The 20215-nt window shown below is 42.5% G+C and carries 17 protein-coding genes; 13 read left to right on the top strand and 4 right to left on the bottom strand.

Annotation, left to right across the window (positions count from 1 at the left end):
- The first annotated feature begins 26 nt into the window (after nt 1–26).
- The 12 genes from AAEO56_RS17565 to AAEO56_RS17510 all read left to right on the top strand — a co-directional run bounded on the left by AAEO56_RS17565 (nt 27) and on the right by AAEO56_RS17510 (nt 14678).
- Nucleotides 27–3659 carry a hypothetical protein gene (locus tag AAEO56_RS17565; protein WP_341698380.1) on the top strand — a complete coding sequence of 1211 codons (3633 nt, stop codon included), beginning with the start codon at nt 27–29 and terminating at the stop codon, nt 3657–3659.
- Between the two features lie 95 nt (nt 3660–3754).
- A complete protein-coding gene (locus AAEO56_RS17560) occupies nt 3755–6526 on the top strand; it encodes a nucleotidyltransferase family protein (RefSeq protein WP_341698379.1) in 2772 nt (923 codons plus the stop codon).
- Between the two features lie 4 nt (nt 6527–6530).
- Nucleotides 6531–6746, top strand: a complete 216-nt coding sequence (locus AAEO56_RS17555) for a hypothetical protein (RefSeq protein WP_341698378.1) — start codon at nt 6531–6533, stop codon at nt 6744–6746.
- 123 nt (nt 6747–6869) lie between these two features.
- Nucleotides 6870–7157: a hypothetical protein gene (locus AAEO56_RS17550; protein WP_341698377.1), complete on the top strand. Its 288-nt coding sequence runs from the start codon at nt 6870–6872 to the stop codon at nt 7155–7157.
- Between the two features lie 2 nt (nt 7158–7159).
- On the top strand, nt 7160–7432 hold the full coding sequence (locus AAEO56_RS17545) for a hypothetical protein (protein ID WP_341698376.1): 273 nt from the start codon (nt 7160–7162) through the stop codon (nt 7430–7432).
- A 181-nt stretch (nt 7433–7613) separates the two neighbouring features.
- Nucleotides 7614–8240 (top strand): zincin-like metallopeptidase toxin domain-containing protein, encoded by a 627-nt coding sequence (locus tag AAEO56_RS17540; RefSeq protein ID WP_341698375.1) that lies wholly within the window; start codon nt 7614–7616, stop codon nt 8238–8240.
- Nucleotides 8241–8247: 7 nt separating this feature from the next.
- Complete coding sequence (locus AAEO56_RS17535) at nt 8248–8511, top strand: hypothetical protein (RefSeq protein ID WP_341698374.1); 264 nt, start codon at nt 8248–8250, stop codon at nt 8509–8511.
- Between the two features lie 196 nt (nt 8512–8707).
- Nucleotides 8708–9088 carry a ribonuclease P protein component gene (gene rnpA / locus AAEO56_RS17530; protein WP_341698373.1) on the top strand — a complete coding sequence of 127 codons (381 nt, stop codon included), beginning with the start codon at nt 8708–8710 and terminating at the stop codon, nt 9086–9088.
- Between the two features lie 154 nt (nt 9089–9242).
- A complete protein-coding gene (locus tag AAEO56_RS17525) occupies nt 9243–10880 on the top strand; it encodes a S41 family peptidase (RefSeq protein WP_341698372.1) in 1638 nt (545 codons plus the stop codon).
- A 33-nt stretch (nt 10881–10913) separates the two neighbouring features.
- Nucleotides 10914–11759 (top strand): sulfurtransferase, encoded by an 846-nt coding sequence (locus tag AAEO56_RS17520; RefSeq protein WP_341698371.1) that lies wholly within the window; start codon nt 10914–10916, stop codon nt 11757–11759.
- A gap of 105 nt (nt 11760–11864) precedes the next feature.
- Nucleotides 11865–13859: a KUP/HAK/KT family potassium transporter gene (locus AAEO56_RS17515; RefSeq protein WP_341698370.1), complete on the top strand. Its 1995-nt coding sequence runs from the start codon at nt 11865–11867 to the stop codon at nt 13857–13859.
- A gap of 3 nt (nt 13860–13862) precedes the next feature.
- Nucleotides 13863–14678 (top strand): OmpA family protein, encoded by an 816-nt coding sequence (locus tag AAEO56_RS17510; protein ID WP_341698369.1) that lies wholly within the window; start codon nt 13863–13865, stop codon nt 14676–14678.
- Nucleotides 14679–14928: 250 nt separating this feature from the next.
- Here the strand turns inward: AAEO56_RS17510 and AAEO56_RS17505 are convergent, their stop codons facing one another.
- The 4 genes from AAEO56_RS17505 to AAEO56_RS17490 form a co-directional block, all read right to left on the bottom strand.
- Nucleotides 14929–15393 (bottom strand): GNAT family N-acetyltransferase, encoded by a 465-nt coding sequence (locus AAEO56_RS17505; protein ID WP_341698368.1) that lies wholly within the window; start codon nt 15391–15393, stop codon nt 14929–14931.
- A complete protein-coding gene (locus AAEO56_RS17500) occupies nt 15390–16361 on the bottom strand; it encodes a DUF4837 family protein (RefSeq protein ID WP_341698367.1) in 972 nt (323 codons plus the stop codon). Before AAEO56_RS17500 ends, AAEO56_RS17505 begins: the two co-directional genes overlap by 4 nt.
- 16 nt (nt 16362–16377) lie before the next feature.
- Nucleotides 16378–18084 (bottom strand): lytic transglycosylase domain-containing protein, encoded by a 1707-nt coding sequence (locus AAEO56_RS17495; protein ID WP_341698366.1) that lies wholly within the window; start codon nt 18082–18084, stop codon nt 16378–16380.
- A 96-nt stretch (nt 18085–18180) separates the two neighbouring features.
- Nucleotides 18181–19368 carry a phosphoglycerate kinase gene (locus AAEO56_RS17490; protein WP_341698365.1) on the bottom strand — a complete coding sequence of 396 codons (1188 nt, stop codon included), beginning with the start codon at nt 19366–19368 and terminating at the stop codon, nt 18181–18183.
- A 282-nt stretch (nt 19369–19650) separates the two neighbouring features.
- Between AAEO56_RS17490 and AAEO56_RS17485 the strand changes: the two genes are divergently transcribed.
- A complete protein-coding gene (locus AAEO56_RS17485) occupies nt 19651–20187 on the top strand; it encodes a hypothetical protein (RefSeq protein ID WP_341698364.1) in 537 nt (178 codons plus the stop codon).
- The last annotated feature ends 28 nt before the right edge of the window (nt 20188–20215 follow it).

Here is a 20215-nt window from a genome sequence, read left to right as displayed (position 1 = left end):
CCCATCGTAACCATTTAATTTTATATATGATCAAAAACACGCTTTTCCGTTTTATCAGTATGAGAGCCCCGGAGCATCTCGAAAAGAAAGAAGTCGACCTTCGTTTCGTAAGGCACCCTGACACATCGCACGCGAACAACTATTTTCTTACACTCATTAATGCTGCTTCCGACAAGACCAAAAGGCATGTAATTAATACTGCTGCAACCGATTTTTCTGTTTCTGCCTGGCAAAGCCGTGAGGATGTCAAAAATACTGTTCCTCCGGAATTATATGATTTTGCGATTTGGCTATCATCGAACAGGTCCACATTTACACTTGAAGAATTGGATGAATTTCTTGCAATTGACCCAATATTGAATACATCGGTCTTACTGCAATTATGGGATAATCTTTTTTACCAGATTATTACCTTTAAATCGGGTTATGTTAGGGAAGCAATCCTGTCTGTATTAGTAGCCGACCACTTCCTGAAAAATAAGTCGTATGTAGATGGCCTTAAAGAACTGCGCAAGCTTGCCCAGGCAAGGGTGATAATCCCTAAAGAGTCATTTGGCACGATAAGAGTTCCTTCGAGAGAACTGATACTGCAAAAGAAGCTTGACAGCCTTCCGGTTAGCACCCTCCACTTGGACTTAAGCGCCAGAAGGGCATTGGCTGTATCGCGTATAGCCGACCTGGAAAAAGTGGCAAAGGAATTGAAGCTTGCACAGGCTGATTTTAACAAGCGGAACGACCGGGAATTTGCATTAGCAAAAAGGATACATGATGATGCTGTAAAAGATGCTTACGATAATGCTTCAGTAGAGATCCAGACCTATATTGACAAAGATACCGGGCTTACGAAAACAGTAAAAAGCTATCCTGATCTTAAGCTGCCAAAGTTCACTTTTCATCCAGCACATCAATTTGAAGATGTTTACATTAAAAAGCAGATGTCTGATGATTCTTATAACATACTTATAAGTATTAAGGAAAAATCTGGTGTAAGTAGTTTCAGTGAAGCCATTGAGCTCATTGAGCAAAGCATTGAAGAAGAAACTGCAACTGCATATAATGGTGCTTCTCACAGAATAGCTACGTCTGCATACCAACAGCCCGGATTATCCCAACAGGTACCGACTGTAAATTATGATATTGACAATCCCGGAGACAACAGCTCACCAGAGCCTGCGACTATACCACAGCTCGGCAGTCCAATTACAAATCCACCTGTTTTCAATATCAATTCCAGCGGTATAATGCCAGACAAATCATCGCTGTTGATGGTAATAGGAGGCATGCCTGTTACCGGGATTGAAGTGCTTAGTGCCGACTCTACTGTTACCCTCGCAAATGGTACTGTGATTACAAGGCATAATGACTTTGCATATGAATGGGTAGGCAGTAACCTGCACGCCACAATTTTTAAGGACAACAAGATAAGTACCACACAGCCACAAACCATTACACTGGAAGGGAGCCTGACATTAAGGAACGGAGCAAGCATATCTTTTTCAGGGGATTGCCACACAGAGAACGACACATCCACCATTGGCATTGCCCAACAGCGAAAAGTATATAAGGGGGATGGTACGTTTACATACACACCGATGAAAGTTACTGATGAAGACGGTAATGATATCCCGCCCCGCAATTCGGTGATCGACTACAAGCCGTCAGGCTTTGGCGTAAAGCGCCTGGGAATTGCAGATTACCGCAAGGTAGAGCAGGAAGTATGCTGCTATGTGCCAGGAGAAGTATCTAATATTGAAAATGTGATGGCGCGGGAATATAAGGAAAAATCAACCCGCAGGCTGCGCCGGAGCGAAGATACCACCACCACATCCAAAGAACAGGAAAAGGAAAAACTGACCGATACAACCTCTACCGATCGCTTTGAAATGAACCGTGAAGTCTCCAACCTGCTTGCTGAGGATACCTCTATGGGTCTCCATACTTCAGCAAGCTATGACCCTACACCAAAGAGTCAACTTAATATTGGAGCGGACTTTGCCCACAACACCACTAAAGAGCATTCGGACAACCAAGCCATTACACAGGCGAAAGAAGTTACAGAAAGGGCGCTCGAAAGGGTAGTGCAAAAGGTAAAAGAGGAGCGTATCGTAAAAATAATCGAGGAATACGAGGAAACCAACAAGCACGGCTATGACAACCGCGAAGGCAATCAGCACATTTCGGGTGTGTACCGTTGGGTAGACAAGATCTACAACAACAAGGTGGTAAACTACGGAAAGCGCCTTATGTATGAGTTCATGATACCGGAGCCTGCCGCATTCCACAATTTTGCTATAAAGGCAAAAGATATCGACCTCCCGATCAGGCCTATTGACCCAAGAACAGGTGATGGCCATGTAAGCATGGCAACACATTCCGTAATTGACAGAACCAATTATACTTTTTGGGCTGCCATGTATAATGCAGAAGTAACACCTTGTCCAGATCAATATAAATATATTGGGAAATCGTTCGCAGAAGCCGTTACAGCCCCTGCCGGCCAACCAAATGAAATGTATAAGGAAAGTGTGGATATTGATGTTCCCGAAGGGTATTTCACGTTAAGCTTTACGGCAGATTATACTTTAAAAGATGATGCGACCGGCAATATATCCGCTGGTTTAAGTGTTGGGAACTATCATACAAAATTACCTTATATTCAAACAAATTCTAGTCCTGCTACTGTTCATTATCCTATTGCTGAAAAAGGTATTAGTCCATATTATGATAAAATCCATGTAGCATGTTCATCATTCAATTACCAATTAACCGCAGTAACTGTTTCCATCAAGACCGAGCTTTCGAACGAAGCATTTGCGAAATGGCAGATGGAAACATTCAACGCCATTATTGCTGCCTATGAGAAACGCAAAGCCGAGTATGACGAACAGGTAAAAGAGCTAAAAGCGGCTATTGGCCAAAAAGTGGCTACCAACCCATTGTTCTACCGTGAGATAGAAAATATATCGCTAAAGAAAAACTGTATCGCCTACCTGGCTGACCATTCGAACATGGGACTGAATATGCTTACTGCAAGGCTTTCTGATGATGTAAATGCTGTATATAAAGAGGCAAGGTTAGAAAAATATGCGGCGTTCGTCAAGTTCTTCGAGCAGGCGTTCGAGTGGGACCTTATGAGCTACAACTTCTATCCGTTCTATTGGGCCAAACAAGACCTATGGAAAGATTTGTACAACATTGACAACGACGACCCTCTTTTCCGTTCGTTCCTGCAAAGCGGTATGGCACGCGTAGTGCTCACTGTTAGGCCGGGGTTTGAAGAGACCGTGAACTGGTATATGGGCACGGGCCAGATATGGAACGGCGGACAGGTAACAACACTGGATGACCCGTTATACCTTTCTATCGTAGAAGAAATGAAAGACCTTGAAGGAACCGTAGAAGAAACATGGGAAAGCCGCGTGCCTACCTCGCTTACTGTGCTACAGGCCGGAACCATCGGGCTTGATGTAACAGGCCTTCCATGTAACCCTGAGTGCGATGAGTACAAAGTTTTAGACAAGGATGGCAATACTATTCCGAATCCTATCAGCCAGAAGAATTTCCAGATTGGGAAGTCTTATGATGATAATGGTGAAGAACTGCCGGAAAAACCCGGTGAACCACCATTGGAAGGCGATGACCCGAAGCCTTCGGTATAACAAATGGCTAAATAATTTTAATGTAGTTTTTTTTGAGGCTTGTCACTCCGTATAGCGGAGGGGCAGGCCTCTCTTTTACCTAAAAAAAATGACGTATGGATAATATAAATGGTATACCCTTGGTGTGGGAAACACAGGGCGATAATGCCTTGTTGGGGAGTTTGATGCCGCAGGTAACAGGCAATCCAGGGCAAACACAAGGCGCAACACCTGTACCGGCTGCGTACAGAAGCTCTTCAAGGGCTATATGGGAAGAGATGCGTGCCGGTACATCTTATGAAGTAGCAACCGATTGCGATAAGCCTTTTACTGCCAATTTTTATTATGGCGGCATCCATTTCGAGAACCTGGCTGCCTTTCTTAAAAAAGCTATGCATGATGACTGCGAGCTGTTTAATTATTGCGATTATGCAAAGGAATCCAATTTATCCGAGTTCTTGGGAAATCAAAACACCGATCCTTTTAGCAGTGGCACTTGGTCTCCATTTCCTAAACTATCGCCAAATACCGGATTTAAATATAAAAATGAAAAGGGAGAAATTGTGACGGCTTCATTATCCGGACGGCTTAACACGCGTATTTGCTATCTCGAAGAATATGGCTGCTCTGTAAAGCTTGATGCTGCCAACAAAGTTTTTACAGGAACCCTGCGGTTTTATTACGAAGGCACAAAACAATTTCGCAATGATGCTACAGACACCCCTGAAACTGGCGATTTCAGGATAGACGACAGGTATGTCGCGATCGAGCTTACCGCAACGAGTATCAATGATTTCTTATATCTTATAAAAGAAATAGGCGGACAGGAAGACTTTCGTTTTTATAAAGGGGCCGTTTCACGGCTTTATGCCTCAAAAATAAAAAACACAAAAGACAGCAACGAACTGAAACTGTTTTATGAATCACTACCCGAAGCTATTATTGATGACTTTAGCCTGTATCTTGATTATGAGGTAATGTACAGCCACATAGTATTGCTAACAGAACATGATGATACAGGATGGCTTAGTGGCTGGAGGGACGGCAGCTCGTCACTGATCAACCTGCTCAGGGCAATGAGCGAATCTGTAAGGCTTTATAAAGACCTTTGCCGCGACAGGGAATTAGTTAACCGTGTTTATGAAAACCTAGATGGCACATCAGTTTTTGACGGTGTTACTATGTCCAACAAAACAGCGTTCACCAATATCCTGAAAGCTCTTTGTGCTTACAATGATTTCAACGGTGTAGCAAAATCTGGAACTGTATTTTATTATGGCCCGGGCTATGGCTTTAATGCGAATGTTTTTTCGAAAGATGATATTGAGAAAAAGGAACATTCGATCTTTTTAGAGCAGCTTAAGGAGACATCGAAATATATCCCTGAGGAGACCACTAAGTCTCCCAATATGAAATATACCACCAAAACAGGGGGATATTATGAAAAAAATACTGAACCCATGCACTCCGGCCATTATGGGCCACTCGATATGGTTTACCTTGTTGATACGCAAAACAAAGATAGCCAGCCGATTCCTGTCCCGGCAATATATATAAAGTCCCTTTCGGATGAGGCCGAATGGCAGGACATACACCAAAACATTCGTATTGGCGCCGATATTTTAGCGGTTATACTGGGTATTGCATCGCTCGGCACCGCATCGCCATTCCTGCTTGCACTTGCTTATGCCGACATAGCGCTTTCTGCGGCAGATATTGGGGTTGCCGTCTTTGAAAAAAAGCTTGAAGAAACGGATGAAGGGCGGGAATTCCTTACTGTATGGAACCAGGTAGTGATCTTGGGCGGCATTGCTACAGCAGGCCCATTGCTGGTCAGTAAGATATTCACCTCGGGGACAAAAGTGCTGCGCCTGGCAAAGGATGGAAAACTTATTGCCGGTATGCAGGATTGCCTGGCACAGGTAGCGGAAAAATCAAAAAATATTGGTAATTTCGTTAACGGGACTAAGACAGCAGTACTTGACATTAGCAAAGAATTTGCAAACCTTGACCTGGTAACCCGGATAAAGAAGCTTCAGGAACTGGGCGTTGTAGTCCTGAAAGGAGAGCTAAAGTTTACTACCTATCAAGGCAAAGGCTATGCCCTGGTCTATAAAGGCGAGGTAATTGCCGAGGGTACTGTAAAAGACCTGATAGGGGAAGTTTGGGATATTTGGAAGAAGGCTGGGAAAGAAGGTGGGATTGCGAAGTACTTGGATGAGGTTGCTGAGAGGCGGATAACCGGATTAACCCAATCTGAAACAGAGTTAAGCAAATCACTTACTGCCAAAACTGCCACTAATATAGTAGCCCAAATTACGGAAGACCTTGACGAACTCTACGTTGCCGCCGCTATTGCCAATGAAGAACTTCAAACACTTACTACGAATTTAGCAAAGGCAACTGGCGGAAAACCCGGGTTCAGGCCAAAAGGAACTACTAATGGACTAAAAGAACGTGAACGGGCACTTGAAAAGATTGCTGCAGATTATGAAGGGAATGCAGGAAAGTTGATAGATATAGCAGGAAGTAAAATTGTATATAACACCATTGAAGAGTTATACAAAGCCCTTGACAAAATAAAAGATAAGATAGAAATTATCAGGTTTAAAGACAGAATATTAAAGCCTTTACCAAATGCCTATAGAGATATTTTGATAAACATAAAAATGTCAAACGGGCATATTGTTGAATTTAGGCTTCATTTAAAGACAATGGATGAAGCTGCTGACGAAAGCCACAAGCTTTATAAGGAAGTTAGGAAATTGGATGCTATTGCTAAAGCGCGCAGGTTAACTAAAATAGAAAAAATGAAAAGAAAGGCATTAGATGTTCAACAAAACAAATTACACAGTGATGCGTGGGATAAAATAATTAAAATGAAATAATTTTATGGAAAAAAGATTTTATAAATATGGCTTAAGGCCTATTATCGAAGAAATAGAACCTGAATACTCAACTTTTTATGCTTACCAGTGGGATACAGGCAAGTTTAAAGAAAATATGAGTTATTTCACAAAAATCAGAGATGACAGATCCGGTGATGGAGAAGAACTAACTGAGCAGGAGTTTAATGCTTATGTAGCTGAGCTCAGGAAGAAATTATAAATCCTACTTACCTGCAAACTTAAGTATCGCGTATTGTAAGTTGTAAACTTAACCGCCTCCGGGCGGTTTTTTTATACGATAGCCAAAAATATTGGTGATTTCGTTAACGGGACGAAAGCAGTAGTGCACGACCTCGCCGAAGAATTTACAATCGACCTTGAAATAAGGCTAGAAAAGCTCGGCAAGACCCAACCTCAAGGCCTTTTCAGAAGGGAGTGGTATGTTTATGATAAAATGATAGAGCACATGAAATATCTTAACAAAGAAGAATTGAAACACGCTAAAAGGTATATGAATAAAAACTATCGTGATTATGGTTCCGAAAATGTAGTCGATTTTAGTTTTGATATTGACAAGATCCCTAAGAAAAGACAGCCTGTAACAATAAATAAACTTTTAAAACTGGAATAAGTATGATAAAAAAAGAGAAGGCCCGGGAGATATTAAAAAACTATTTAGATAAACATAAAATAGAATATACACGAATAAGTGATAAAGTAGAGTTTCAGGAAGAAGAAATACCATATGGCAAATATACTGATCAGGTAAAAAAAACTTATAGTTTGGCATATTTTTATGAAGGATACCAAAATGAGATATTGATCGAAATAGTTATTGATGCAGAAACAGGAGAAATGCTTTTTGGACTATCTCCCACAAGCTACTTGGATTTTTATCCTGAGTAAATCAAATTTTAAGTTTGAACGGACACTCAACCGCCCTCGTGGCGGTTTTTTACACCTTTAAGCCAAAAATATTGGTAACTTCGTTAACGGGACTAAAGCAGCAGTACTTGACATTAGCAAAGAATTTGCTGTCAATCTCACGATAAAGCTAAAGAAACTACAGGAGCTGGGCGTAGTAGTATTGAAAGGAGAGCTAAAGTTTACTACCTATCAAGGCAAAGGCTATGCCCTGGTCTATAAAGGCGAGGTAATTGCCGAGGGTACTGTAAAAGACCTGATACGGGAGGTTTTTGATATTTGGAAGAAGGCTGGGAAACAGGCAAATCTTTCAAAATATTTGGATCTTACAGCAGATAATATAAAAAAATACGGCTTATTTGGGGGTAAAATATTATCTGAAAGTGAGATAGCAAGACATGCAACGGAACTTTTACAACGATTTGGAACGAAGATAAAAAAGGTTGATGAATTTGCAGATGAGGGAGTTGAGGCGCGGTTTATTGCAGAATTGAACACGATCGAGTATAAAGAAGGTGTAACAAATTATATATTACGCCATGAATCGTTCCACGCTGAGGAATGTTTTATATTGAAAAAAGCAGAATATTTAAAAGGCTCTGCCCAAATGGGTGGAACAGATGCAGAACAACTGTTGAGAACTTACAGACGAGAAAAATATGTTTATGAGCAAATTAAGAAGCACGCAAAAAAGCAAAAATTCAATAATCATGAATTAATTCATAATGAACGGTATATTGATTGGATTGAATACCAGCTTGTGAAGAATAAAATAGAAATCCCTAAATAAACAGCACATGACAGATGTTCAGATTTTAGAAAAAGTTAAACGGTTTTTAAAAGAGCGAGGAACAAAGTACAATATTGAGAGCTTAAAATATCTTGGTATAAAGGAAAATGAAAAATTAATAGACGGAACATTAGTCGCAATGCATATTGTCAGTTACGATATAGAAAGCGATGCAGCAGATGGGAAAACTTTTTTTATTAGCCTTGATGCCAATACGGATAAATTTATATACTTAGTTACTCCAAATAGAATCATTGATATTGACGAATAGTCTCAACCGCCCTCGTGGCGGTTTTTTTATTCATAGCCAAAAATATTGGTAACTCGTTAATGCCAATGCTTGGTACAAGCCGGAAGCTCTAGCCGACAGGGGATTAATTGTTAATATTATAATTAATCTAACCGCCCTCGTGGCGGTTTTTTTATATCCCTTGCCCAACGCCATTCCTTTCGTACCTTTGCGCCTCATGGAAAACAGGCCTTATACATATCCCCGCGAAGAAAAGCTGAAAAGCCGCACCACGATTGACCTTTTATTTACAGGAGGCAAGTCGGTGTCGAAATACCCGTTGCGACTGGTATATGTGCTGCAGCCGGAGGAAGGGGCAATTATGCAGATGGGGGTTTCGGTGTCCAAAAAGTACTTCAAAAAAGCCCACGATCGCAATTATTTTAAGCGTGTGCTGCGCGAAACCTACCGCCACCACAAGCATATCCTTACCGAAAGTACCGATAAGCCCTATGCCATGATGTTTTTGTACCAAAGCAAGGACAGGCTTTCGTTTGAGGAGATCAACACGAAGACCATCCAGCTTTTTGAGAAGTTTGCTGCGCAGGAAAACCTGTAAAACATCCTGATACAGTACTATTTTATATTCCCACGCGTTTACTATCAGGGTGATGGCGAAGTTTCTTTATCAGATCGTTCGACCTTTGGCCATTAATCCTTATTTTCGTAACTGTATTATCATTATCAGGAAAAATTTAAGAAAAAGAAAAACCATGTTTAAAAGATTAAAGAGAAAATATGTGCTGCCGGCAGTTGCTGTGGGTTTTTTGTTTGTCGGGGCCAGCTTTAAAGACGATTTCTTCGAAATCGCCAAGCAAATAGAGATATTTACCACGTTGTTTAAAACCGTGAATAATAATTATGTAGATGAGACCAACCCCGGGCAGCTTATGGATAAAGCCATAAAAAGCATGCTGGCCGACCTGGATCCGTACACCAATTACTTCAACGAGGCGGACGTGGCGAAATTCAAGATAAACAATACCGGCGAGTATACCGGCATTGGCGCGCTCATTACCCGTAAGGAAGGCAAACTGATCATCAAGGAGCCGTACAAGGATTATCCTGCCGACAAAGCAGGCCTGAAAGCCGGTGATGAGATCATCCAGATCGGCGATATCGTACTGGCTGATTTTAAGGAAGATGCGAGCGAGCTGCTGAAAGGTTCCCGCAATACAAAGATCGACATCAAATACCTGCGCCAGGGAAAACCTATGAACACACAGCTTGTTCTTACCGAAGTGGATGTGAAGGCGGTGCCGTATTACGCGCTTGTAGGCAAGGAGACCGGCTATATCGTACTGTCGCAATTCAATGCTAAAGCGTCGCAGGAGACTAAGGCCGCGCTTATTGACCTGAAAGGCCAGGGCGCGAAAAATATCATCCTTGACCTGAGGGGCAACCCCGGCGGGCTTGTGAATGAGGCGGTGAACATCTGTAATCTTTTTGTTGCCCAAAACGAGATCATTGTTACCACAAAATCGAAGAACGAGAAATACAATAATACTTATAAAACCCAAAAAGCCCCGGTTGATACCGAAATACCGCTGGCCATACTGGTAGATGGCAAAAGCGCCTCGGCTTCCGAAATTGTATCCGGCGCATTGCAGGACCTTGACCGCGCTGTTATTGTAGGCAGCAGAAGTTTTGGCAAGGGTTTGGTACAGCGTCCGATCGACCTTGTTTACGGCACTCAGGTAAAAGTAACCATCTCGCGTTATTACACACCGTCAGGCCGCGGCATACAGGCGCTTGACTACACACATAAAGATCTTGACGGTAAAGCTATCCGTATTGATAAAAAGAATTACAACGCCTTCAAGACCCGCAAAGGAAGGACGGTTTATGATGGTGGGGGTATATTGCCGGATATAGAACTTGATGAGTCAAAACAAAGCGCCATAGCCGATGCATTGGTGCGCAACGACGGGATATTCAATTATGCGACAACGTATTATTATAAAAACCCGAATTTAGGCACAACGATCCCAACAATGTCTGATGCGGAGTTTGAAGCCTTTAAGCAATACCTGAAAAAAGAGAAGTTCGAGTTTGATACCGAGACTGAAAAGTCCCTGAAAGCGACCCTTGAGGTAGCCAAAAAAGAAAAAGTGGATGAAAGTATTGCCGCCGAATACCAGCAGCTTTTAACTGCCCTGCAAAAAAGCGAGGAAAAAGAGCTAATTGCCCACAAAGCGGAGATAAAACAACTGCTGCTCGATGAGCTTATCAAACGTTACCAGTACAAAGAAGGGCTGTATAAATACTACACCACCAGCAATCCTGAAATACAGAAAGCTGCTGCGATGCTGAACAACCCAACACAATACAATAAGATACTTTTAAAATAAATCATAATCCCGGCACTGTCGGGATTTTTTGTTATGAACGAAACCCTCTCCCCTATCCTGCAGCCGGAACATTTATCGGCATTGGCTAAAAATAAAACAATTGTCCTCATAGATGCCGGCCCATCGCGGGAACGTTATGAAAATGAGCATTTGAATGGCGCGCTATACGTTGACCTCAACACCGATCTTGCCGCTGTACCACAGGACGCAGCGCACGGCGGAAGGCATCCCCTGCCTACCCCGGAGCAATTTGGTAAAGTGCTGAGACGTCTTGGTATATCGGCGGAAAGCCATGTAATTGTTTATGATGATAAAAACGGGTCGAATGCGGCAGCGCGTTTTTGGTGGATGCTCCGTGCAGCCGGGCATCCTAAAGTGCAGGTGCTTAATGGCGGAATGCAGGCTGCCGTAAAAACGGGTTTTCCTGTGAGCAATAAAATCCCTGTTGCTGAACTTGTCGAAAATTACAACTTCAGCCATTGGGGATTGCGAACTGCTGATATGACAGAAGTCGAACGATCAGCTGCGGACAGCCATCATTTAGTTATAGATGTTCGGGATAAAGAGCGGTTTGACGGCATAACTGAACCCATAGACCTTGTTGCGGGCCATATCCCGGGGGCGGTTAACATCCCTTTTATCACCAATCTTGACAGTAACGGGCTATTTCTCCCGCCGGACATCCTCAAAGAAAAATATACCGAAGCGCTTGGAAACATAAGCCCGGAAAATGTAACCGTACACTGCGGGTCGGGAGTAACCGCCTGCCATACACTGCTTGCCATGGATTATGCAGGGCTACAAATCGCAAAATTATATGTTGGCTCGTGGAGCGAGTGGTCGCGAAATGATAAAATGACCGGGCGTGGTATTATGTAATTTTTCCCGGCATTTATATCTTACTACAGCTGAAGCTAAATATAACGCCTTCAAAAACGCTGTTTTATAAAAAACATATACCTTTGTCGTTTAATTCATTCTATCGTGAGCAACAGTCACAAACACATTAACAAGGTAACGTTAGGCGGACTCATTGTTACTTTGGGGATTATTTACGGGGATATCGGTACTTCACCTCTCTATGTAATGAAGGCCATAATGGGAAATTTTCCTATTCAGGAAGACGTTGTACTGGGCTCGCTGTCCTGTATATTCTGGACGCTAACATTACAAACCACGATAAAATATGTCTATCTCACACTTAAGGCCGATAATAAAGGCGAAGGTGGTATTTTCTCACTCTATACGCTTGTAAAGAGGCTTAAGAAAAAAGGACTTATAGTACCTGCAATAATTGGCGGTAGCGCCTTGCTTGCCGATGGTATAATTACTCCTCCAATCTCTGTATCTTCGGCAATAGAGGGACTTAAGATATATAAACCCGATTTAGATACTGTGCCTATAGTAATAGGTATCTTATTTGCCCTGTTTTTTATCCAGCGTTTCGGCACAAAATTTATAGGTAAGTTCTTCGGCCCTATGATGCTACTATGGTTTGGTATGCTGGGCGTATTGGGTATACTCCCGCTGATGTCAAATATTGGCGTCCTGAAAGCGCTTAATCCTTATTACGCCATTCACTTATTAAGCATCCACCACGAAGGATTTTATGTATTGGGCTTTGTATTCCTTTGTACTACAGGGGCAGAAGCTCTTTACAGCGATATGGGGCACTGCGGCAGGGATAATATCCGTGTAAGCTGGGGTTTTGTAAAGATAATGCTCGTGCTTAATTATTTTGGGCAGGGTGCCTACCTTATAGCTCATTCCGGTCAGACGCTTGTCACACTAAGCGGTGATGCCGAAAATCCGGGCAACCCGTTCTATCTCTTAATGCCTGAATGGTTCCTGCCTTTTGGAATTGCTATAGCAACATCGGCTGCAGTTATTGCCTCCCAGGCATTGATCAGCGGCTCCTTTACTCTTATAAGCGAAGCAATGAGGCTCAATTTCTGGCCTAAGGTGTCTGTAAAATTCCCAACCGAATTAAAGGGCCAGCTTTATATACCTTCCATTAACTGGCTGCTTTTTATAGGTTGTGTTTTTATAGTGCTGCATTTTAGGGAATCGGGCAATATGGAGGCTGCTTACGGCCTTGCTATTGTGCTTTGTATGCTAATGACTACAACGCTGTTGGGATATTATATGGTAATGAAGCGGTATAACTCCATTCTTATTATAGCTATTATAGCTGTTTATTTTACAATTGAAATTTCTTTCCTTATCGCCAATATGAGCAAGTTCCATCATGGGGGCTATGTATCACTGGCAATTGCGGGATTATTGGCCATTATAATGTCGGTATGGTACACAGCCAAAAAGATCAGGAGCGAATATACTGAGTTTACCAAGATCGCAAGTTATAAGCAGGTGTTGTCAGAACTTAGCAATGATGAGTCGATCCCCAAATATGCTACGCACCTGGTGTATATGACCAATGCTAACCTTGGCGACGAAATCGAATCAAAAATCATTTATTCCATTTTGCAGAAAAGGCCTAAACGGGCTGATATATACTGGTTCGTTCACGTAAATGTCGTTGATGAGCCGTATAAAATGGAGTACCGTGTGCGCGAAATTATGAAAGATGACGTTATAAGGGTAGACTTTTATCTTGGTTTCCGTGTAGCGCCGAGGATCAACCTGATGTTTAAGCAGGTAGTACGCGATATGGTGCAGCGCGGCGAGGTAGATATCACAAGCCGTTATGAATCGTTGAACCGTAATAATGTGATTGGTGACTTTAAATTTGTCCTTATAGAGAAATTCCTGTCGTATGACAATGAACTGCCGTGGTATGAAAGGATCGTACTTGATATCTATTTCATACTGAAAAAAGTCAGCCTTTCCGAGGGCAGGGCATTTGGCCTGGACAGCAGCTCGGTAAAAGTAGAGAAGTTCCCTATAGTGATCCACCCGCCGGAAGATATGGTACTGGCCAGGATAGACGAAAACAACACCACGCAGCCCCAGAACTAACCAATGAAAAAGATTTTTCTTATCGCAGTATTTTTCCTTTTCCAGGCAGCATTTTCGCAGGAGGAGACACTATATTCCGTTTATTTCGAAGTCAATAAATATAACCTTGACGATAAGCAGGGCAATAATGTTGTTGCTTTCATTAAGGCAATTGATACTGCACGTATCGAAACCATACAAATATTCGGGTACTGCGACGACCGCGGCAAAGATGAGTACAATTACAAGCTATCCACTAAGCGTGCCAATACTATCAGGGATACATTATTAGGCCGTGGCATAAGGAACAAGATTATCGTTACCATAGAAGGAAAAGGCAGGATAATGCTTGAGGAAGATATAGACAATGTAAGCGAGGCCCGGTCCAAGAACCGCCGTGTAGACGTGGTGGTAAACTTCAGGCCTGTCCCGCCGCCAAAACTGGAGCCGGGTTTTTACAATACGCTTAAAAAAGACCTTATCGTAGGCGATCATATCTATCTCGAAAACATACTGTTTGAGCGGGGCAGCAGCAAGCTGACCGCAAAATCAAGGACAGAGCTGGAGAAGGTAGCGAGGCTGTTACAGAAGTATAAAAACCTGAACTTTGAGATACAGGGGCACATTTGCTGTACGCCTTCTTTCCAAAAGGAGGCGATAGACAAGGATACCCGTAAACGTGAGTTGTCAAGCAACAGGGCGCTTACAGTATATAAATTTTTGATTTCAAAAAATATCAGCAAAAACCGTATGACCTACAAAGGGTACGGGAATACAAAATCCCTCGGAAAAGGCACGGAATATGACAGGCGTGTTGAGTTGGTTATTACGAAGATTTAATTTCAGATTTCAGAGGGTAGATTTGCTTCGCCAGTTCGGGCATTGCCCTCGGGTCAGATTGAGCTACACTCCTAATCTAAATCACTGCGCATAAAAATCAGAAAGTAATCTTACAAAAAATCGTGGAACATATTATACCGTAGTCGGGATGCGATATCAATAAGCGTTTGATTTGCTACCCGCCCACATTGACCTGCAAGAGTGAAGCTAAATCTGACCCGAGGGCAATGCCCGAACTGGCGAAGCAAATCTACCCTCTGAAATCTGAAATTTCCGCATGCATCCGGATATGCGGGATATCATCCTCCAGATATTGCTCTCCGTCCTGCACAAACCCATGCCCTTCATAAAACTTTTTCAGGTAAAGCTGTGCTGATATTGTGATGTTGGCCGTTTGGTAATACTCTTTTATTCCCTCAATAGACGCTTTCATCAGGTCATGGCCCCATTTTCGGTCACGGTATTGAGGGCTGATAACTACCCTGCCTATGGAGGCATTATCAAAATAATAGCCGGGTGCAAAAAGGCGTGTATAGGCAATAATTTTATTATCATATGTACCTAACAGGTGCAGCGCCTTTTCATCTTTACCGTCAATGTCCTGGTAAACGCAGTTTTGCTCCACTACAAACACTTCGCTGCGCAATTGCAGCAGTTGGTATAGCTCATGTAACGAAAGTTCGTTAAATCGCTTTATTTTGAATTCGGGGGTCATAAGAATTTTATAGACTTGATTATGGCTTCCAGTTCCATGATAAGATCTCTTTTAGGCGAAGAGGGGCTATAAATAAAACCTTCGACAATGAGGTAGCAATTGTGCTTGTCGTCCCTGATAGCATAGTTCAGGAATGGCCCGTTCATAAAATCGCCTTTCATTTCCCAGTTGCCGCGCGTCTCAAATGCGCTTTTATTATTAAAGCCGGTCATGAAAAAAGAAGGCGAGTAGGCTTCCTCTGTTACCATATAGGTTCCGGCCTCGGTGCCATGGATGTAAAGGCTGCCGATAGAATCACGCATCCTGATGATATTATTGAGGATATCCTTGTTCTTCTCAATCACATTGTCAGTAACGGAATACAGTAAAATATTGGTATTTCCGCTCGGGATGTCTTTCTTGAGCCACAAGAATCCATCACTTTTCACTGGCAGGCTATAGGATTTCGGGACTTTGATAGAAATACCGTAACGCGACGCAAAGCCTTTTTCAGTCAAAAGCCCTGATTTTTCATTGCGCTTTTGGTTCTCCGATATCTCGGTATTCTTTATGGTGCTTATGATCTCTTCGGAATGCATATCAATAAGCGCAACCAGGTCGTCAATGGTTTTGCCGGTTATGGTAAATACATTTTGTGGGGTACACTTGCTGTCCTGCTTGAATTTAAAATCCATTTTACCGGATTTCTCGACAACGATAATATTCCTGCGCCTTGTAAGGTCGCCTTCGAAGGATGCGCCGTTATACTGGCTAAGAGTAAAAAGGGGCTCTTCCTGGCTAAGGCCATCAATAGGCGCGGCAAGCCTTTTGCGCAGGCTGTCGCCTACTTCGCCGTTCCAGAGCACATCGCTTATAACAATTGATATTTCATTGATATTGCCTGCAGAAGCGTTAGTATCCTTATCGCTTTTGCAGGCAATACAGCAGAGAATAAAAACAAAACAAAGCAATTGTTTCATTTTTTCCATGAGCAGTTGTTTAAATTTAGTTTACCTCAACTACCTTGAGCTTCATGCCCGGCTGGATGCTCTCGCCTTGTATCTTGTTCCAGTTCTTAAGGTTTTCTACCGTAACACCCGGGTGCTTTTTGGCAATGCTGAATAAAGAGTCGCCTTTTTGCACAATGTACATGCGCTGGTCTTCATAACTGTTATCCCTTATCCTTTTTGCAGGCTCTTTTACAGCAACTGCGGTTTTTGTTTCAACAGCAACTTCTTCAGCAGTGTTTTCTTCCGTCGTAGCCGAAGCCACAGCAGTTTTAGTATCTGCAGGGGTTTCTTTAACTACTTTGGCAGCAATGGCTTCATCTTTCACCGGAACGCTTACGATAACCGTTTTCTGTATCTTCAGCTTTTGCCCGGCCATGATGTTATTGCCTTTTATTTTATTCCACTTTTTAAGCTCACCAACCGAAACACCATACTTATCAGCAATACCGCCAAGGTTATCGCCACGTTTTACAACGTATGATTTTATAGACGTTGAAGTTGTTTTCTTCTTCTTATATGATGGCCTGACAGAATCATTCGATGCAATTGTGGTTTCCGGCTTGTTCAGGAAAAACGGCTTTTCGCGAAGGCTTTCCTCATGGTCAATATAAGCATACATCGAGCTTTCGTTAGAGGCAAACATTCCTGCCTTGTCTTTCGGAAGCCTTATAAAATGCGGTTTCTCTGTAGTATAAGGAACAATATCCAGCTTGTAGATAGGGTTCAGGAATTGCAGCTGCGTTACCGGCACATCAAGCAATTGCGACAACTGCCTGAACGACATCTGGCGCTTTACCATAATGGTATCGGTCTCAAAATAAGTAAGCGGCGCTCTTTTAGCCTTGATGCCGTGCTCTTTTGCATATTCGTAAATGTACATTGTAGCAAGAAAAGTAGGCACATAAGCCTGTGTTTCCTTAGGCAGGTTTTTCCTGATGTTCCAGTAATTGTGGTAGGTGCCGGAGCGGCGTATCGCTTTGGTAACATTGCCCGGCCCCGCATTGTAAGATGCAAGCACAAGGTCCCAGTCGCCGAAGATATTGTAAAGGCTCGACAGGTACTGGCATGCAGCTTCGGTAGCTTTCAATGGGTCGCTCCTTTCGTCAACATACGAGTTCACTTCAAGGTTATATTGCTTGCCGGTAGGGTACATAAACTGCCAAAGGCCTGTTGCCCCTACCCTTGATTTTGCTCTTGGGTTAAGCGCCGACTCGATAACAGCAAGGTATTTAATTTCGATAGGCACATTGTACTTGGCAAGGCGCTCCTCGAACATGGGGAAGTAAAATTCCGAGATGGCCATAAGGCGCTCATACGAACGCGGCCTGTTCTTCAGGTAGGATTTTATGATGTTCTCAAGGCCTTTGCTGTACTCGATATTAAAGGGCGACTTAGCATCAAGCGTGGCAAGCCTTTTCTTTAAAAGATCGGTAGAAAGGTCATAATCTACCTCAACATCAGGGTTGATGTTCTTAAGGTCTTCCTGCATGTTCTCGAACAGATCCGTACTGGAGAGCTCTTTCAGCCAAAGGCTGTCGATGCAGGCCATTTCCTCGTGGTGGGCAAAGGTAGATTTTATGGAATCTAAATAGGATAATTTTTTTTCAGTCTTAAAAGTGATGCCTGCATCGGCGATTTCCTGGGCAAAACCCGCAGCGGAAAACAGTGCGAAAACAAATGGCAATGCTCTTTTTTTAATCATAATTTACTTTTTTAACCGGTTAAATTACAATGCATTATAAATAACCATTGAACTATATAACCTGAAATATTGGATTCTATTGCATATTTTAACACACTAACCCTGAATGGCAGCAATGCCTGGCAGTGTTTTTCCTTCAAGCATTTCCAGCATGGCGCCGCCGCCTGTGGAAACGTAGCTCATCTTTGACTCAAGGCCAAATTGCTTCACCGCAGCAACCGAATCGCCGCCGCCTACAAGCGAGAATGCGCCGTTTTCTGTAGCCTCTGCTATAAAATTGCCCAGCTCGATAGTGCCGTTGGCAAAGTTTTCCATCTCGAATACTCCAAGGGGCCCGTTCCATAAAATGGTTTTGGACTCCAGTATTACTTTTTTAAAATTCTCCAGCGACTTCGGCCCGGCATCAAGCCCCTGCCATCCGTCCGGAATTTTATCTACGTCCACCACCTGCGTATTGGCATCGTTCTTAAAGCCATCGGCAGCAATAACATCTACCGGAAGGTGTATCTGTACATTTTTCTCTTTCGCTTTTTTCAAGATCTCAAGGGCAAGTTCCTGCTTGTCATCTTCGCAGATGGAGTCGCCAATCTTGCCGCCCTGCGCCTTGATGAAGGTAAAGGTCATCCCCCCGCCTATGATCAGGTGGTCTACCTTGTCAAGGATATTCTCTATAACCGTGATCTTAGACGATACTTTCGACCCTCCAAGTACTGCTGTTACCGGTTTTTCGCTATTTTTCAATACTTTGTCAAGGCTTTCGATCTCTTTGGCAAGAAGTGCGCCAAAGGTTTTATTTTCTGGGAAATAATTTGCTATTATCGTTGTAGAAGCGTGCGCACGGTGGGCGGTACCAAAGGCATCGTTCACGTAGACATCGCCAAGGCCGGCCAGTTTTTTGGCAAAGCCTTCATCACCGGCTTCCTCCTCTTTGTAAAAACGAAGGTTCTCAAGCAAAAGCACTTCACCCGGTTTTAGGTCCTTAGCAGCCTGCTCTGCTTTTTCGCCGATGCAGTCGTCCACAAATTTTACGTTCACACCTAAAACTTCAGAAGCTTTGGCAACAATATGCTTAAGGGAATATTTGTCTTCTTTTCCTTTCGGCCTTCCAAGGTGCGACATCAGTATCACGCTGCCCCCGTCTTTTATAATTTTATCGATAGTCGGCTTTGCGGCTTCGATCCTGGTGTCATCGGTAACGTTGAAATTTTCGTCAAGCGGGACATTGAAATCTACCCTTATTAGTGCCTTTTTATCTTTAAAATTAATATCTCCGAGCGTTTTCATTGAATGTGTTTTTTAGCGTGTATTCGTTTTGTGGAAAGGCAAATATAGGATTTTCTGTTAATAAATAGCCAAAAAAATGTTCACAAAGATTTGTACCAACTTAGTAATGCAATGATTTGTAGATGTTTAACGGGGTGTTAATTAACATGAAACGGAAGTATTTTGTAATGAAATACCTGATTTAGTATGAGAAGGCACTTATAGATATATGATCCTTTGAATACTTGTATTCTTCAAACTTCACTAACTATATTTTCATAAATTTGCCTGTACTATACTTCAATGGATAAAAGACTCAAATATTCTATAATTGCCGCTGTACTATTAAGCGTTACTTTTGGTACCTATGCATTTTTTCAGAGTGGAATACCCGGAATTGGATGGTTCATAGGGGTATTATTCATTATCTTTTCCTGGCCTTTATCTTATTTTCGGCTATTTAATAATGTTAAAACTAGCAAATTCAACTATAACTTTGAGGACAGTAAAGAAGTGATTTATACTACTGTTGTAAATTATTATGATGAAATATATTATAGCTCAAGCCTTTTTTCAAACAGGAAAACTACCACTTCAATGGGTGGCCAACTATACTTACTTAATGACCGCCTTGTGTTCCAGACCAATTCGCTCAATCATTTTGCAAGGCGTGAGGTAATAATTTTCATTACAGATGTTTATTGCGTTTCTATAGACTTCGATTGCACATTCGGGAAATCATTCGCTGTAGAAACCGATACAAACAAATATGGCTTTTATTCCGGTGAAAGGGATGAATGGAAGACACAGATACTCCGGCGAAAGGCTGCTCTAATCTAAAAACAAGTTACGCCCCTTCAGGGCTTGG

The sequence above is a fragment of the Flavobacterium arundinis genome (assembly GCF_038289855.1).
In the GTDB taxonomy this organism is placed as follows: Bacteria; Bacteroidota; Bacteroidia; order Flavobacteriales; family Flavobacteriaceae; genus Flavobacterium; species Flavobacterium arundinis.
Note: the sequence above shows the minus strand (reverse complement) of the source record. Positions and strands in the feature narration are given on the sequence as shown.

Bases quoted from the DNA above. Each gene is read 5' to 3' on its own strand.
- AAEO56_RS17485 (WP_341698364.1), top strand. From the start codon at position 19,651: ATGGATAAAAGACTCAAATATTCTATAATTGCCGCTGTACTATTAAGC.
- AAEO56_RS17495 (WP_341698366.1), bottom strand. From the start codon at position 18,084: ATGATTAAAAAAAGAGCATTGCCATTTGTTTTCGCACTGTTTTCCGCT.
- rnpA (WP_341698373.1), top strand. From the start codon at position 8,708: ATGGAAAACAGGCCTTATACATATCCCCGCGAAGAAAAGCTGAAAAGC.
- AAEO56_RS17555 (WP_341698378.1), top strand. From the start codon at position 6,531: ATGGAAAAAAGATTTTATAAATATGGCTTAAGGCCTATTATCGAAGAA.
- AAEO56_RS17565 (WP_341698380.1), top strand. From the start codon at position 27: ATGATCAAAAACACGCTTTTCCGTTTTATCAGTATGAGAGCCCCGGAG.
- AAEO56_RS17525 (WP_341698372.1), top strand. From the start codon at position 9,243: ATGTTTAAAAGATTAAAGAGAAAATATGTGCTGCCGGCAGTTGCTGTG.
- AAEO56_RS17500 (WP_341698367.1), bottom strand. From the start codon at position 16,361: ATGGAAAAAATGAAACAATTGCTTTGTTTTGTTTTTATTCTCTGCTGT.
- AAEO56_RS17510 (WP_341698369.1), top strand. From the start codon at position 13,863: ATGAAAAAGATTTTTCTTATCGCAGTATTTTTCCTTTTCCAGGCAGCA.
- AAEO56_RS17505 (WP_341698368.1), bottom strand. From the start codon at position 15,393: ATGACCCCCGAATTCAAAATAAAGCGATTTAACGAACTTTCGTTACAT.
- AAEO56_RS17560 (WP_341698379.1), top strand. From the start codon at position 3,755: ATGGATAATATAAATGGTATACCCTTGGTGTGGGAAACACAGGGCGAT.
- AAEO56_RS17520 (WP_341698371.1), top strand. From the start codon at position 10,914: ATGAACGAAACCCTCTCCCCTATCCTGCAGCCGGAACATTTATCGGCA.
- AAEO56_RS17490 (WP_341698365.1), bottom strand. From the start codon at position 19,368: ATGAAAACGCTCGGAGATATTAATTTTAAAGATAAAAAGGCACTAATA.
- AAEO56_RS17545 (WP_341698376.1), top strand. From the start codon at position 7,160: ATGATAAAAAAAGAGAAGGCCCGGGAGATATTAAAAAACTATTTAGAT.
- AAEO56_RS17535 (WP_341698374.1), top strand. From the start codon at position 8,248: ATGACAGATGTTCAGATTTTAGAAAAAGTTAAACGGTTTTTAAAAGAG.